This is a genomic window from Paenibacillus paridis (assembly GCF_006345825.1).
Classification (GTDB): domain Bacteria; phylum Bacillota; class Bacilli; order Paenibacillales; family Paenibacillaceae; genus Pristimantibacillus; species Pristimantibacillus paridis.
The window spans coordinates 103,409-120,161 of the sequence record NZ_VCIX01000076.1 but is presented as its reverse complement, the minus strand read 5'-3'; the positions used below and the strand labels follow the sequence as shown (position 1 = coordinate 120,161).

At 47.3% G+C, this 16,753-nt stretch carries 13 protein-coding genes; 2 read left to right on the top strand and 11 right to left on the bottom strand.

The annotated features are described in order from the left end of the window. Positions 1-9: 9 nt before the first annotated feature. The 8 genes from FJQ58_RS33165 to FJQ58_RS07435 form a co-directional block, all read right to left on the bottom strand. The gene (locus FJQ58_RS33165) at positions 10-132 is read right to left on the bottom strand and encodes a hypothetical protein (protein ID WP_256709976.1); all 123 of its coding nucleotides are present in this window, start codon (positions 130-132) and stop codon (positions 10-12) included. Positions 133-278: 146 nt separating this feature from the next. Further along, on the bottom strand, positions 279-860 hold the full coding sequence (locus FJQ58_RS07465) for a GNAT family N-acetyltransferase (RefSeq protein WP_139991844.1): 582 nt from the start codon (positions 858-860) through the stop codon (positions 279-281). Between the two features lie 620 nt (positions 861-1,480). Next, complete coding sequence (locus tag FJQ58_RS07460; RefSeq protein ID WP_139991842.1) at positions 1,481-1,936, bottom strand: macro domain-containing protein; 456 nt, start codon at positions 1,934-1,936, stop codon at positions 1,481-1,483. Positions 1,937-2,175: 239 nt separating this feature from the next. Then, the gene (locus FJQ58_RS33485; protein WP_476641271.1) at positions 2,176-3,900 is read right to left on the bottom strand and encodes an S-layer homology domain-containing protein; all 1,725 of its coding nucleotides are present in this window, start codon (positions 3,898-3,900) and stop codon (positions 2,176-2,178) included. A 1,633-nt stretch (positions 3,901-5,533) separates the two neighbouring features. Continuing rightward, on the bottom strand, positions 5,534-9,175 hold the full coding sequence (locus FJQ58_RS07450; RefSeq protein WP_476641270.1) for a X2-like carbohydrate binding domain-containing protein: 3,642 nt from the start codon (positions 9,173-9,175) through the stop codon (positions 5,534-5,536). 621 nt (positions 9,176-9,796) lie between these two features. Beyond that, on the bottom strand, positions 9,797-10,831 hold the full coding sequence (locus FJQ58_RS07445; RefSeq protein ID WP_139991836.1) for an ABC transporter substrate-binding protein: 1,035 nt from the start codon (positions 10,829-10,831) through the stop codon (positions 9,797-9,799). Between the two features lie 121 nt (positions 10,832-10,952). After that, a complete protein-coding gene (locus tag FJQ58_RS07440) occupies positions 10,953-11,795 on the bottom strand; it encodes a helix-turn-helix transcriptional regulator (RefSeq protein ID WP_238403871.1) in 843 nt (280 codons plus the stop codon). 46 nt (positions 11,796-11,841) lie between these two features. Next, positions 11,842-13,083, bottom strand: a complete 1,242-nt coding sequence (locus tag FJQ58_RS07435) for an APC family permease (RefSeq protein WP_139991834.1) — start codon at positions 13,081-13,083, stop codon at positions 11,842-11,844. Between the two features lie 188 nt (positions 13,084-13,271). Between FJQ58_RS07435 and FJQ58_RS07430 the strand changes: the two genes are divergently transcribed. Further along, a complete protein-coding gene (locus FJQ58_RS07430; RefSeq protein WP_139991833.1) occupies positions 13,272-14,249 on the top strand; it encodes a LysR family transcriptional regulator in 978 nt (325 codons plus the stop codon). Positions 14,250-14,530: 281 nt separating this feature from the next. Here the strand turns inward: FJQ58_RS07430 and FJQ58_RS07425 are convergent, their stop codons facing one another. From FJQ58_RS07425 to FJQ58_RS07415, 3 genes are all read right to left on the bottom strand, one after another. Beyond that, positions 14,531-14,923, bottom strand: a complete 393-nt coding sequence (locus FJQ58_RS07425) for an iron chaperone (protein WP_139991831.1) — start codon at positions 14,921-14,923, stop codon at positions 14,531-14,533. 24 nt (positions 14,924-14,947) lie between these two features. Then, positions 14,948-15,136, bottom strand: coding sequence for a hypothetical protein (locus FJQ58_RS07420; protein ID WP_139991829.1), 189 nt, complete (start codon positions 15,134-15,136; stop codon positions 14,948-14,950). 140 nt (positions 15,137-15,276) lie between these two features. Beyond that, a complete protein-coding gene (locus FJQ58_RS07415) occupies positions 15,277-15,930 on the bottom strand; it encodes a M48 family metallopeptidase (RefSeq protein ID WP_139991827.1) in 654 nt (217 codons plus the stop codon). A gap of 583 nt (positions 15,931-16,513) precedes the next feature. Here FJQ58_RS07415 and FJQ58_RS07410 point away from each other — a divergent pair. Beyond that, positions 16,514-16,753, top strand: coding sequence for a hypothetical protein (locus tag FJQ58_RS07410; protein WP_139991825.1), 240 nt, complete (start codon positions 16,514-16,516; stop codon positions 16,751-16,753).

The following is a 16,753-nucleotide window of genomic DNA, read 5'->3' as shown; positions in this document are numbered from 1 at the left end:
TTTGTTTTGTTATCGATTCTTCTTCGTAAAAGATTGAACCGCATGCTTCAGCTTATCGCGCGCATCTTTGTTTCGCATCAGATAGGTGACTCCCATTCCGATTGCAGTAAACAACACCTTTTTCTTGCTCATGATGGCTGCCTCCTTGGGTATGTCTTTTTATGAATATACCCTCTTGGACGCTGTTCTAAGCAGGGAAATTAGACTGGACTGCAAGAAGCCATCGGTGGAAATCTTATCGCCAATGCTAACTTGAGTGCTGCTTACGCTAAGGTCTCCTAGGAGCGAGTGCGCTTAAGGCCGCCGTGAGACTTGACTAGCTTCTCATATTTATTAAACTCGCCAGAGGCGTTCGTCGCCGAGCCTATGAAGGTGTAACCGCAGTTCAGATAAAAGCGGTTCAGCTTCTCATTGTTGGCTATGCAATCTAGCCGTATGCGGTCCTTCCCTGAAAAATGGATACCCGAATCCGCCCAATGTACGATGGCCTCGCCCAAGTCCTTGCCGGCCGCCTCACGGTTAATATTAAGGCGGTGCAGATAAACGGAGTTCTCATGCCCCTCGTCGCCCCAAAGCTCCCGGTCCCACGCACTTGCCTGCTGCATTAGCATAACCATCCCTACCAACACACTGCCCTGTATGAATATGTAGACTTCGCCGCGTTTAATTGCTTCCGGAGTCTGATGGGAATCCACGCCATGCAGCAGCCCGCCCCATTGCGTAGAGCCTTTGCTCTTCAGCCATTGCGCCGTCTGAATCAGCAGCTCAAGTACCTCCGCCGTATCCTCTGGCTTGGCTTGAAACACTTTAATATCATTTAGTATGGTCCCAATCGGGTCCGTGTGCGTATTCGCAGACATGCGTCTTACCTCCATTACCTTCTCATTTGTCTTATCCGCATACCTAGAACGAAAAACTTGCGTTTAGTCGCTGCGGGAATTGATTATTCTTACGGTCGCGGTTGCAACTGAATTCTTTGATCATGTTAGACATTTAAAGGTAAGGATTCAGCTGCAATGGCAACCTTTTCGTTTCTCCAAAACGATCTCCTCGCTATGCTAAAACTACATTTCTTTCGTTCAACCAATTTAGCGGGAATTTGTCCCACTATTTTAAGGGATTTCGGCTGTTCAAGGCATTTAGATGGAATTATTCCCACTAATTACTAGGAATTAGCTGAGATTCAGCAGGAATACTAAAATTAACGGGACGAATTCCATCTATTTCATTCACCATGCCCATAGCGCGATTTTAGCGGGAGAAATTCCTTCTAATTCATACAAGTGATCAAATTTGAAGTTAAAACGAGGGAGTAGATCATTCCGAACGAAAGAATTGCTCGTTTTGGAGCCAGTCCTATTCTTCCCTACTCATTTTAAGTTACTTAACTAATCTTGCTGCGACTGCACAGCTGCTGACGCCTCATTCCGTTCATCTCGTTCATTGTGATCATTTCGTTCATCGTGCTCATATCGCTCCATTACAATTGATACAACGTTACCTCGTAATCCTCGAACACTTCTTCAATGATGTTGCTCACGACGTTCCAATCCCCATTCGCCAACCCGCAGCCGATATTATAAGGCAATGCCACGCTCAGTTGAGCCTCGGCTGCTCTTTGTTTGAGTGTCGTCAGCGCTTTGCGCAGGGCATCATAATCGGTATAAAGCTGACTGCTCTTGCCAAAATAAAACTGACCAAACAAGTTGGCTATCTTCTTATCGCCCTTGCTGTCGATCAATTGACATTCGCCTAGCAGCTTTTTATGATTTGATGTGTTTTTGGATTTCTCTATAAAAGCATGATAAGCCTCCGGGTATTTCGTTCGAATGACTCTAGCGATGCCGGACCCCATGACGCCCTGGCAATTGACCTGATGTCCTAGAATATCCTCCTTAGCATTCGTTAGATCGCCTTGGATTATTTTTACGGCCATTCTGCTCACAACCTTTATTGGATATAGATTCATTTTGCTATATGAATGAACTTCTATCATAACATAATGCTATTGAGGTGGAATTTCAGAAACCTGATTCCATTCCCATTCTAATCATGTTTGATCTGCTATTGAAGAAATTATAATTGTGCTCATGAGACAAGAAAACAAAAAGGCTATCCCTCAAGCAGTTTTTACGCTGCCTTTGGGATAACCTTCTAGGGACTGACTTCTTAGATTTAGATCAGATCAGATTTCTGCAGCAACCGTTGGACGATCGCCGCTACCTCTGCACGGGTCATATTTTCTTTAGGTGCAATCCAAACGCTGCTTCTGCCTGTAACAACTCCTGCTTGCAAGCAAGCTAGAACGCTGTCTTTCGCCCATGTGGAGACGCTAGCCATGTCATTGAATGGAGTTAGCATTTCCGCCGTGCCTCCTGCTGCAAGCTTCGATTGAAGCTCCGTAATCTTCATCGCTTTGGCGATCATGACCATCGCCTGCTCGCGTGTAATCTTTTCTTGCGGTTTAAAGGTACCGTCCGCGAATCCAGTAATTAGTCCATACGAGAAAGCAGTCTGTATAGCTGCTGCATACCAGTCGGAGCTTTTGATATCCGAGAATGGCGCGGTTCCTTTATCCAATTCAAGCCCTAGTCCACGTACGATAATAGCCGCAAATTCGGCGCGCGTAATATCTTGGTTAGGATTGAATAGGTCATTGCCAACGCCGTTGATGATGAGTCTTGAACCCATATCATTAACCGCATCCTTCGCCCAATGCTTCGCTACATCCGTAAACTCGATTGGATGCCATACAACCGTGTATGTGCTGTTCGTAAGGCTGTTCACGATGGCAAAATATTTACCTTCTTCTTTCACGATCTTCGTCGGCACGTGGCGTACCGTTCCATCCGGCTCAACGACGATACCCGTCGTAATTTTATTAGGATCTACATTGTCCGGCAAAGCAATCTTGCGCTCGATATAAGCATTAAACTTGGTGATGTCTATTACCTTCGTTCCTGATTGGGCTGTAACTGTAAAGTCCAGCGGAGGAAGTACAAGGTCAAACTCACCTTTAAGCGCTGCATTTTCAACCAATTTAAACGTGTCTGCTAATGGAACTGAAATCTCAATATGAATAATAATATCCTGCAGCGCTACGTTTGTTCCAAGCTGAGCAAGAATAGCATTAATGTTAATTTGCTCCGCAGGCAGCGTGTATGTTGCTTTTTCTGTTCTAATTTCCAGAACGGCTTGCTTGTTCTCCATGTTTTTGATCATTTGGCCGTTCAGTTCGCCTACGATAACATCAGATTTCACATTCACCGGAATGGTAACCACGGAATGCTGTCCTTCTGCCGCAAGCTTCTCATCCAGCTTCTTCTGGTCAACAGCTATCGTCGTAACGGATTGGTTATTTACTTGCGTCGTTGTAGCTGTACCTGCTTTCTCGATCTTGCCATTCACCAAAACATCCACATCTGTTGTTGATGATGGAGGCGTTGTCGTAACAGGAGGAGTCGTAGGCGTCGGTGCAACAGGAATCACAGCTTGAGAGGCTGCCGAAGCGGCACTTGATCCCGATGCGTTGATAGCCTTCACCGTGAACGTATAACTTGTACCGTTAGTCAAACCTGTGAAAGTAACCGTGCTTCCTGCTCCCGTTAAAGTAAGATTACCAGGCAGCGCTGTTACCTCATAACCCGTAATCGGGCTATCGCCGCTAACTGTCGGCACTGTAAACGTAACGGTTGCCTGTCCATTTCCAGCAATCGCCGAAACGTTTGTCGGTGCTGACGGTGGATTTGGAACAAACGTCAATATGGTTTCTGCACCCGCTGGCGTGCCCGTTGCAGCATCTGCTGCAATACGTACCAGAACCGTGCGCGTGCCTGTTAAATTCGGAGCATTCGTTCCGTCATACTTCACATAGCTGCCACCGTCCACATTAAACTCCATCGTCGTATTCAAGCCCGTGATGGTGTTCGCTGCATCATTTGCTGTTACGCTAGGTGCTGCTGGCGCTGGCGGGTTTGGCGTAAATGTCAGGGTCGCCGCGGCTCCAGCTGGCGTTCCGGTTACCGCATCTTCCGCTATGCGTACAAGGACAGTATGTGCTCCTGATAAATCTGGCGCATTCGTTCCGTCATACTTCACATAGCTGCCGCCATCCACTTTAAACTCCATCGTCGCATTTAAGCCTGTAATGGTGTTCGCTGCATCATTTGCTGTTACGCTAGGCGCAGCTGGCGCTGGCGGGTTCAGTGTAAACGTGAGGCTCTTCACTGCTCCTGCTGGCGTACCCGTCGCCAAATCTGCTGGGATACGGACAAGCACGGTATGCGCTCCAGACAAGTCTGGCGCATTCGTTCCGTCATATTTCACATAGCTGCCGCCATCCACTTTAAACTCCATCGTCGTATCCAAACCATTGATGATGTTTGCTGCATCGTTAGCCGTTACGTTAGGTGCTGCTGGCGCTGGCGGGTTTGGTGTGAATGTCAGCGTGCTTGCTGCTCCCGCTGGCGTTCCGGTTACCAAATCTTCGACTACGCGAACAAGTACAGTATGTGCACCTGACAAGTCCGGCGCATTCGTTCCGTCATATTTTACATAGCTGCCGTTGTCCACCTTAAACTCCATCGTTGTATTCAAGCCTGTGATGGTGTTCGCTGCATCGTCAGCCGTTACGTTTGGTGCAGCCGGTGCTGGCGGGTTCGGCGTAAACGTCAACGAGATTGCTACTCCTGCTGGCGTTCCGGTTACCGCATCTTCCGCTACGCGTACAAGGACGGTGCGGGAACCAGTTAAATCTGGCGCATTCGTTCCGTCGTATTTCACATAGCTGCCGCCATCCACTTTAAACTCCATCGTCGTATCCAAGCCTGTGATGGTGTTCGCTGCATCATTGGCTGTTACGCTAGGCGCAGCTGGTGCTGGCGGATTCGTTGTAAACGTCAGGGTCTTAACTGCACCCGCTGGCCGACCTATCACTAGGTCTGCCGGGATACGGACAAGCACGGTATGCGCTCCTGACAAATCTGGCGCATTCGTACCGTCATATTTCACATAGCTGCCGCCATCCACTTTAAACTCCATCGTCGTATCCAAACCAGTGATGGTGTTCGCTGCATCGTTAGCCGTTACGCTTGGCGCGGCTGGTGCTGGCGGATTTGTTGTAAACGTCAGGATTTTGTCTGCTCCTGCTGGCGTGCCCGTCATCAAGTCTGCCGGGATACGGACAAGCACGGTATGCGCTCCATTTAAATCCGGAGCATTCATTCCGTCATATTTCACATAGCTGCCGTTGTCTACTTTAAACTCCATCGTTGTATCCAAACCAGTGATGGTGTTCGCTGCATCGTCAGCCGTTACGCTTGGCGCAGCTGGAGCTGGCGGATTCGGTGTGAATATTAAAGTCGCAACCGCTCCTGCTGGCGTTCCAGTTAACGTGTCTTCGGCTACCCGAACAAGAACCGTATGCGAACCTGACAAGTCTGGCGCATTCGTTCCGTCATATTTTACATAGCTGCCGTTGTCTAGCTTAAACTCCATCGTTGTATTCAAACCTGTGATGGTGTTCGCTGCATCGTCAGCCGTTACGCTTGGCGCCGCCGGTGCTGGNGGTGTTCGCTGCATCGTCAGCCGTTACGCTTGGCGCCGCCGGTGCTGGCGGATTGGGCGTGAAAGTCAAAGTCGCATCCGCTCCTGCTGGCGTTCCGGTTAACGTATCTTCAGCTACGCGAACAAGAACCGTGTGCGAGCCAGAGAGATCTGGCGCATTCGAGCCCGTGTATTTCACATAGCTGCCACCGTCCACTTTAAACTCCATCGTTGTACTCAAACCTGTGATGGTGTTCGCTGCATCGTTAGCCGTAACGTTTGGCGCAGCCGGCGCTGGCGGGTTCGGCGTAAAGGTCAATGTCTTTTCCGCTCCTGCTGGCGTTCCGGTTACCGTATCTTCAGCTACGCGAACAAGAACCGTGTGCGAGCCCGTAAGATCTGGCGCATTTAAGCCTGTGTATTTCACATAGCTGCCACCGTCCACTTTAAACTCCATCGTTGTACTCAAACCTGTGATGGTGTTCGCTGCATCGTTAGCCGTAACGTTTGGCGCAGCCGGCGCTGGCGGGTTCGGCGTAAAGGTCAATGTCTTTTCCGCTCCTGCTGGCGTTCCGGTTACCGTATCTTCAGCTACGCGAACAAGAACCGTGTGCGAGCCCGTAAGATCTGGCGCATTTAAGCCTGTGTATTTCACATAGCTGCCATTGTCCACTTTAAACTCCATCGTTGTACTCAAACCTGTGATGGTGTTCGCTGCATCGTTAGCCGTAACGTTTGGCGCAGCTGGCGCTGGCGGGTTTGGCGTAAACGTTAATGTCTTCTCCGCTCCTGCTGGCGTTCCAGTTACTTCGTCTTCAACGACACGAACGAGGACGGTGTGTGAACCAGCCAAATCCGGTGCATTCGTTCCGTCATATTTCACATAGGCGCCGCCATCCACTTTAAACTCCATCGTGGTATTCAAACCTGTGATGGTGTTCGCCGCATCATTAGCTGTTACGTTCGGCGCAACTGGTGCTGGCGGATTTGGCGTGAATGTCAACGTCGCATCCGCTCCCGCTGGCGTACCTGTAGTCAAGTCTGCCGGAATACGCACAAGCACAGTATGCGAACCCGTTAAGTCTGGAGCATTCGTTCCGTCATATTTCACATAGCTGCCGCCATCCACCTTAAACTCCATCGTGGTATTCAAACCTATGATGGTGTTCGCCGCATCGTTAGCCGACACGCTAGGCGCGGCTGGTGCTGGTGGATTTGGTGTAAATGTTAGCGTGGTTACTGCTCCCGCTGGCGTTCCAGTTAGAGCATCTTCAACGACGCGAACGAGGACGGTATGCGAACCGGACAAATCTGGTACATTCGATCCGTCATATTTCACATAGCTGCCGCCATCCACTTTAAACTCCATCGTGTTATTCAATCCTGTGATGGTGTTCGCTGCATCATTTGCCGTTACGTTAGGCGCAGCTGGAGCTGGCGGGTTTGGCGTAAACGTCAACGTCGTCGCTGCTCCTGCCGGCTTTCCGCTTGCTGCATCTTCTGCTACGCGAACAAGAACCGTGTGCGAGCCAGAGAGGTCTGGCGCATTCGCTCCGTCGTATTTTACGTAGCTGCCACCGTCCACTTTGTATTCCATCGTGGTATTCAAACCTGTGATCGTGTTGGCTGCATCATTTGCCGTTACGCTTGGCGCAGCAGGTGGAGTCGTATCTCTCACTGTAACTGCGAGCGGCTGGGCAGCGCCCGCGCTAAATTCAAACGAAAGGCTCAATAGCCCGTCAGCCTGACTTGCCAAATAAGCTTTATGAATCGTTACTACATCGCCCGAAACCGTATAATCGGTCCCCAGAGACAAGGGGGATGCACCGTTGCTTATCCCCGTTAACGTATTGCCATTCAATGTCAGGGTGACACTTACGTCTGCTTGAGCGGATGCTTCCTTATCAAAGCTAGCCACGCTTGTACTAAGCGTACTATCTGTAACAGGAGCAGAGCCGGAAGTTGCTATCACTAATTGAGATGAGCCTGAGATAATTACTCTATTAGCCATTTCCATTAGGGCCAGCGGGTAGTTGCCTGTAAATGCAACGCCAGCATCCTGCCAGTTTTGGCCTTGATCATTAGAATAATAGAGTACAGGGAAATAATTAGCATCGGATACGATCGTGTAAATGTTGCTGCCTTTCTGAGCTACCATCGTGGATGCGCCATAATAAGTGTAAGCATCGGTGACGGAGGCAGCGCTCCATGTTGTCAGATCATCGCTTGTACGCGAGAGCACATTATAATCCCCGTTGTTGCCTAATAAGATATACTTGCTTCCATCAAAAATAATATTAATTAATCCATCCGTCGGCTCTGGATAATTGCTAGAGCGATCCGTCCAGGTTTCACCATCCGCAGATGTCCATATCGCTACAGCTACCACATGACCTTGGTTATTATAGCTATTGCCTAAAGCGATAAACATATTGTTAGCGTAGGTTACCGAATAGAGGCTTTGTATGGATGTTGAAGGAATTTGTGCAGGCTCGCTCCACGTGATGCCGTCCGAGGACGTCCTTATCGCTTGGTGAGCTCCTTCAACCCCAACAACAACGAATTTCCCATTCCCGAAAGCCAAGTCATAAGCGTTCACTGTGTTGGATAAACCTGTACCTTGCGTCCATGAAGTACCGTTGCTAGAAGTCGCAAGGCTTGTTTTCCACGTGGATGAGGGATTTTCCCCGCCTACAGCAACATATATGCCATTTCCGATGGCGGCAGCCTTGAAAGCTGTCGTCCAGGCTGCCAGAGGCACCTTGCTCCATGAAGCCAAATCGGTCGACGTCCAGATTGTTCCATCGTTCCCTTGCTGTCCTACAGCAATGTACTGCGTTCCGTCATAGATAATTTCGTTGAAGCTGCCGCCCCACTTGTGGCTCCAATCGCTTCCATTGGATGCAACGAGCAAGCCTTCGTTACCTGCTCTGAAATATTTTCCATTTACATAAAAAGCCCGCTGGGCAACAAAGCTGTTCGTAAAGGGCTGCATTGTCCATGCCGTACCATTCGCCGATGTGTACACAGCGCCATAGCCGGTGGTACGGTCGAAACCGAACATATAATAATTGCTTCCGTCATAGAAGCCATCAAACATTTGATTGTCGACCTGCATAGCCGTTTGTTTAAAAGGAGCGCCCATTAAAGTGAAATTCACCAAATCGGTAGACGTCCAAATGTAAGCGCTTGGGTCTGAAACAAAATAACGATCCTTCATCCAGACAAGCATGTTCGTGCCGGTAGACGGCGCCGAATTAGGCTGCATAGGTTGCGCCGAAGTCCATGTCGAACCATTTGTCGTAGAATAAATCTTGCCGCGGTCGTCGCCAACCGCCAATTTCGTACCGTTATTGCCTACTGTTACTCTCGTCAAGTAAGAATCGGAACTCAACCCCGTAGGGGTAAGCGTAGTCCAGGTCAGGCCATCCGTTGAGGTTAATATTTTCCCCTTAAGAAGTGCATAGAAAGCATCGCTGCCATTGAACGTGAAATAGGAAACGTCAGAGATACTTGCCGATACTGTGGATTCTTGCTGAGTCCAGCTTTCTCCGTCGGCAGACGTTAAAATAACGCCTTCGTTGCCAACGGCAACAAATTTCCCGTTGCCATATGCCACCCCATTAAACATAAAACTATCTGGAGCTGTAACACCTGTATACGTATTGTTATCTGCTTTTGTCTTTACGTTCTTCCAATGCTCCGCATCTAGCGAATTAATGATTGCGCCGTAATATCCGACCGATACGTAAATATTGTTGCCGTAGGCTACCGACTTCATCGAAGAACCTGGCAGCATCGTCTCGCTGTGTGTCGTAAAACTATCCGGCCCTGCCGCAGCATATGTACTAGGAATAATAGCGGACCACACGATAACAATCGTGAGCAATAGGGATAATAATTGGCTTACTTTAAAATTTTTCACTAGTCTACCCTCCATGTTTATCTTATTTTCAAAACGCCAACCTATCCGATTCCTTTCTGTCCGATTCCCCCTCGATCAACTAACAAGATTCGACAAATACAAGTATCAAATTCGACATCCCTCTTGGAAATCCTTTAGCATTTTATGCCTCTTTTCACAAAATTTTTTCTACACTTTTTCTTGCACTTTTTTCAATAAAAGAGATTCGGTAACCGTTTACAAATTAGGAATTTATATTCCAAATGAAAACAAAAAGAGAGGAGCTTAGCCCCTCTCTCTTAACTTTTATCATGATGAAGTTATCTTCACTTTCTGCTTGAAATCCTCTTATTTTAATGCATCCACAATCGCTTCCACACCGCTGCTTCTGCTGATGGGGCCATATCCGAAGGCAAGCTCGCCGTTGATTCCGTACACCTGGCCTTTCTGAACGGCCTTCAGCTTTTTCCACACTTCGCTTTGTTCCCATTCGTCAGAGAGAGCTGGAAGGGAGGGATCATTATAGTTGAAATAACCAAGGAACAAATGATCCGGATCAATGGCGCTTAATCCCTCAAGTGTCAGCTCTATGCCATCACCCTTAGCCTCCTCTGGCGCAGTCAGGCCTAGCGGCTCGTAATATTCTCCGGTATAATTCATGCCTTGCAGCCAGATTGACTTATCCCTGACCTGGACGAATGCTACCGTTCCCTCTACGCTGTCTAATTGCTGCTTCGCTTGATCTACTTTGGCAGTAAAGGCATCAATCGTCTGTTGCGCAAGCTCTTGTTGCCCAAGAATGTCCCCAAACTGCGTGATGACCCCTTGCCAATCCAACCACACATTCGTTTTCTCCTCATCAATCATGACCGTAGGAGCGATCTGCGACAATTGGTCGGCAATATCCTTGTTGGTTACGCTGCCCGCCAAAATCAGATCAGGCTCGTACTCCAACAGCGCCTCTAGATTGACTGCCGTATTCTCGCCAACAACTACGACCTCGCTAAATTTATCGACGTATGGCTTGTATACCTCCGAATCAAGAAACGATTGCTTAGCCGAGAACGGCAGCGTTACCGCAATGGATGAGACATCAAAGCCTAATAAATCCTGTGTTAATCCCCAGTGAACCAGGGCAACCTTTTTCGGTTGCTCCGTTATCGTTATTTCTTTGCCGTCAGCGCTTGTCACCGTTCTTGGAAAAGCTTTGCTCGCTTCCGTATTCGTATTGGTGCTGTTGCCTGCTGTTTCCGTCCCGCTCGTAGCAGTTGGTGCGTTCGTCCCCGCATTGTTCACATTTCCAGCGTTCGAGCAAGCGCTAGCGAGCATTACGATAAGCATTAGCATACTAACGGCTGCCATAGGCAGTTTACGTGTTTTCATTTGATTCTTCCCCTCAATAACTCTCGTTTAATTGATAACGATTATCATTATCGAGTTATATAATACCATTGCTCAGCCCCTGTGAAAATAGATATTTTCCCGATGTCAGGATGGATTATTTCTATTTTTCTAACAGCTTAACGGCTGTCGGCGACATGCCGTAATGCTTCTTAAATAATCGGCTGAAATAATAGGCATCGGAGTAGCCTACGCTTCTGGCAATGTCACGCACCGAAAAATCCGCAGCCACCAGCAGCTCATAAGCGAGATTCATGCGAAACTGAATCAAATAATTGATCGGGCCAATACCCGTATATTTACGAAACAAATGGGAGAAATACTTGGCCTTCATCCCATGCTGCCCCGCCAAGCTGTCGAGCGTAATAGGCTCCATGTAGTGCTGCCGGATATATCCGATGGTCTGATCCATCATCGGCTGACTGTCGCTATTTTGCTGATAACGCTCATGCAGAAGTGCTTTGCTAAGCAATCGGTAAAATAACGTCTTTTTCTCCAACAGCTCGATATTGCCTAAAACCGCGGATTGCCTACGCAGCTGTTCCATCAATTGCAGCAGTGCCGCATCAAGCTCGATATGAAGCTCGCTGACCTTCTCTACTAACGCTTGCTTATCCCTATCAAGAGTGGACGGCAAATAGTGAACGAGAAAATATTCAAATTCAGCTGTATGAACTTCCAATTCCAAATGCCGATTAACGCCGCCGAGCAAGGCTTTCCCAGGATACATGACATGCTTGTTGCCATCGTAAATAAAATCAGCCTCTCCCTTCAGGGCGATCACCATCGCGCATTTGGCCGTAGGCTGGTATTTATGTCCTTGGTACAGGCCTTTACGAATCAGGGTCTGATAAACGCCAAATATGTCAATCGGGACCTGCAAGAAATAAGCCGCCAGTTCATCGTATGAGCTCTCCATGCCTACCGCCCCTCCTGTCCATTGCACCGTATTTACTCCTTATTGTACTCGAGAAGAACGGGCGGCTCAATGACTAGGAGGCTTTCACATACCGGTTGGCAGCGATTTGCTTGTAACCATAATAGAGTCCCAACGCGACAATAATAACCATGGATAGGATCGAAGAATGAAAGGCTAACATGCCGATAATAAATAAGGCAAGAACCGCTCCGCTAAGCTTAATGAATTTGTTCTTAATGAGGACAATTCCGGCCAAGATACCGATCAAGGCGTTGATGGTCAAAAAACTGTTGGCGAATGCCACAAGCTTCTCTAAGTCAAAAACCTTAACCTGGACAAGCAGAAGCACGATAGCATTCAACAAAACGATCGCTATAACCGCAATATACGGCACCTCTTGCTTCGTACGTTTGCCTAATAGGGAAGGAAGTACTTTCTCTTTTGCCAAGGAGGCCGCAAGCCTCGAAATCCCTCCGACATATAGAAAATAGGTCGATGTACAAAGAAATAGCGCAAGCACCGCCATAATGAGATTACTCAGCTTTCCAAATAAGGCGTAGAGAATGACCGTTATGGTTAAACCGCCATCGCCATACATGCTGGTATCTGTCCACTGGATGGAAGCTGCCACCACTAAATTAACAGCTGATATGGCGACAATGCTAATAAAGATGGCTTTGGTGATCGTTTTCTTCGGTTCAATCACATCCGCGCTGTAGTTACCGATAATTTCCCAGCCAAATATCGTCCAAAACAAAATGAGCAGCGCATAACTAAAATCCGAAAAGTCGAAGCTGCTGGCAATCGCCATCGATTTAGGATGGTCCAGCAAACTTTTGGCACCGCCAAGAAATAATACAGCAGCCGCAATGATCGACATGACAAACGCGATTTTCCCTAAAATATTAATTCGTGCCAGCAACATTCCCGTACAGATCGGCAGCAAGAAGTAACTGACCGTTAATGCTGATGCAAAATTCAGCTTCTCCATATATTGCCCAGCCGTAAGCAGCACCGCAGCCGCGCCAAAGGTTACCCCAATAATAAGATAAAATGCCGCCAACCGTTTCACTTGGGCACCGAACACACGCTCAATGGCCTGGGTAGCGCCGCCGTCTCCCGGAAACTGTATACTAATGAAGCCAAAAATAAAAGCCACGATAAAACTGACAACGATGATCAATGCCCATGCCAAAATGGCCCAATCCTTCGCTATGTTATGTACGATCGGCGGCAAGATTAAAATGCCTGATCCTAATATAGGGCCGATGATCAAGCCGCTCAGCCCGAATGCCCCCATCTTCTTCTGCTTCATTTCCTTTACATCCCTTCTGCTAAAAAACCTTCACACTCATAGGTTTCTACAGAAATTATACCGTGCTGATCCGCTGTGCGTTTAAACATAAAACATATCGTTTGTTATCGTTTTTACCGATAACCAATTGACCCTCGATAGGCAGTGAAATAAAATGGGACTAACGATAACCAGGAGGATGGCGAGTCATGACCTTTCAGCAAATGAAATACGTAGCCGAGATTGCAAGGTGCGGCTCGATTAACAAAGCAGCGAGCAAGCTATTTGTCTCTCAATCCAGTATTAGCGGCGCTTTGAAAGAGCTTGAAACGGAGCTTAACATTTCTATTTTCAAACGAAGCAATCAAGGGGTGGAATTAACTGTAGAAGGGCGACAGTTTCTAAGCTACGCAAGCTCTTTGCTCGAGCGTAAGGAATATATCGAGAGCCTCTACGCTTCCAATCATTTGGAGCCCGAGGCACAGTTCTCGATCTCTACCCAGCGGTATCCCTTCGCCGTGGACGCCTTTGTGCAGCTCGTCAATCAGATGAATAACCCGCGCTTTAACTTTACGATTCGGGAAACAAGCATGGATAAAGTGATCGAAGACGTTTACTCATCCGTTTCTGACATTGGCGTCATCTTCACCTCGAATTTGACGGACAAGGTGATCAAGCGGTTTCTCGCATTGCGCGGGCTTGAATTTCATCTCTTGAAGAAAATCCAGCCCTGCGTTTACGTCCGAAAGGGGCATCCCTTATCAGTGAAGAAATCCTTGAAAGCGGACGAGCTTTACCCGTATATCTATATGGCGTTTGAGCATAAGCAAGGAGAGTCGATCGATTTCTCGGAGGAGTTTAATTTAATTCCCGCCCGCCAACCGGACAGGATTATTGTCGTTAATGACCGAGCCACTGCCGTTAACCTGGTTTGTAATACCGATGTGGTCTCCACAGGCAGCGGGCTTCTTCTCGAGGAGTTTATGGATAGCCGCATGATGTCCATTCCTTTAGAGGATTATGGAGACACCATGAGGCTCGGCTGGATCAAGCTCAAAAACCGGGATTTAAGCAAAGAGTCCGAAATGTTTGTAGAGAAGCTGAAGGACTCCATTGACAAGGCGATCCTTTACACCGAGAAGATTAGAGCCGATGAACAAATGAACAGCAAGCCTACGCCTGCTTAAATGGACCACTTTCACAGCCATCTATGATGCCATTCACGTGAAGGATACGGGCTCTGGCAATCCTGAGGATGAGCAAGCGAACATTTTTGAAAGGTTTTACCGGGGGACGAACAAACAACTTGAGGTGTGGGGGCCAAATGCTTACGAACGCCATGGGCGGAAAACTTGCCTTAGAGGAAAACTCGCCTTAAGGAACCGCGTTTCAGTTGCTTCTACCCAAAGCTTAAGAAGAACGGAAATAGGGAATAAGATGCGGCAGAGGGACCACAGCATCTCCATCCCTATTTCTTTTTTTTCGCTTTCTTGTTCGCGGCTTTTTCAATATTTTCAGCTACTCTGTATTTTACGATCTCACTAATTAATTCGTAAGGTATCGGCTCGTCTAATGGGAAGCGAATCGAACCCTTTGCCCCTTTATACGGGGATAACTGCTGTTTAAAGGCCTCAATTCCGCTTGGAGCCGGATATAAGCCGATATGATTTTTGTAAGCTGCAAAATGAACTAGGTTTCCATGAAGCACAAAGGTCGGCATTTGATAGCCGATTTTCTCGGTGGCTTCCGGTGCAGCCTTCTTTATCACACTTCGTATCTGCTCCAATATGTCCTGAATCTCAGGTGGGTAGTTGGCGACATACTGATCAATTGTCTCAAACGTGATTTTATTTCCTTCCATGGCTGCTCCTTTCCGGACCTCTTGTTATTTGCGGCGCTTTTTAGCAATTCTAGAATAAATGATGACTGCTGCGATAAGCATGCTAATGAAACCGAGATTTTCTGCCGGTCCCTGTTCCATCCCAAACACCATACATAGATTCGTAATCAGGCTTTTGACAAGCAGTGCTATGACGATCAGCATTAATGGGCGAATAAAATTATATCTCTTCATCTTTTGTACCACTCCTGACGACACTACATAGTAGATCGGCTCCGTCTACAACTGGAAATTGAAATCGCTTTAACGGGAGCAATCCCGGCAAGTATACCAGTTTCCTGCCCAATCGTCCAACCTTTCCGTACAGCTTGGCTCTATAACGTCATCGCCTGCCCATACCTGGCCAGAAACTCCTCTTTTTCTTTGAAATCCGGCATGATGCTTCCCACACGACGCCAAAAAGAACGGTCATGATTCATATGCGTAAGATGGCAAAGCTCATGAATGATAACATAATCAATCACCTCAAGTGGCGCCATCGCAAGTCGATAATTAAAGGTTAAATGCTTATCCGAGCTGCAGCTTCCCCATTTCGTTCGCGACTCAACAATCTCGATGGTTTTTGGCTTCACTTTCAGCTGGGTTTGGTAGGTCTTGATTCGTTCAGCGATCAGCTTCTTGCAGCTGTTAAAATAAAACTTCTTCAGACTCGCTTTTAGCTCGTCTTCGTTTAAGTCCTTCGTCTCAATCAGCTCGTGGAGGTAATAGTATTTGCCAAGGTGCAGGAACTTTCCCTCGTCTTGATATTCCTTTGTTTTCGGAGCTGAGCGTGCGTTCTCTATCGCCTGTAATTTCTGCAGGATTCTAGCTCCGTGACGCTCCACCGCCTCCATCACCGCTGCATCGGTTGTCCCATTCGGTGCTTTAATGGTAATGTGGCCCGTAGAGTCGATATGGATGGACAGTTTTTTTCTATTTCCGTAAAGCACATTAAAATCAATCGTTTGGTTTTCAAATTCGATTCTCATGTTAACCTTCGTTCCTATAAATTAATTTCCTCAGCTCGGCACAAAGAGGAGACAGAGCCTTGGGCAAGGATTGTTTCTCTCCTATTGTAGCAAATATAGAGCCTGTATAGGCAGCATTCCGCTTATCGTTCAGTTGTTGTTTTTCAGCAGAAAATAAAGTGGTCTGTCAGACTCCAAGAAATAAGTTTTAGACTAACCTAAAAAATGGAATTAGCGACAGACAGGGACGAAAAATAAAGTCCTAGACCGTCGCTGTATATTAGAATGCGTTATTTTAATCAAGCTCTTAAGGGTTTTAATTTAATTATGCAAATCAGGCTGACAATTCGCTGCCGACACACGCGAAAAGTCGGCCTTTTTATTGATTTACCTTGTTGAATTAACCGGCACGATATCATAATCACAAAATCGCGTCTCGTCAAGAGATAATGTGCGAATGAGCGACATAACTAGAGATCCCCCTTTATTCTTTCTAAATAGGAACGAATTTCAGAGTATTTAGGGCGATATCGCTTTTTCTAATTCATCCGGCGTCATGTAAAATATTGTTCAGATTGATGAAGGATCAGGAAAGGAGATCTGCATGAACAGTGTGGTCAAAATCAAATTTTTGCTCTTTTACGGCGAAACGCCCGCGACAACTTGTTACGGATATCTGGAGCTGGATCGGGATGGCGATATGATCGCGCTCTATAATAGTTACGGCGAGGAAATCAACATGTTTGGCGAGCATGAATTTGTCAGGGTGCGGGCGCTTGGCAAATTCGATAATGAAGACCGCGATAATTTTTATTCCTTGCTAGAAAGTGATGGCGTAGGATAA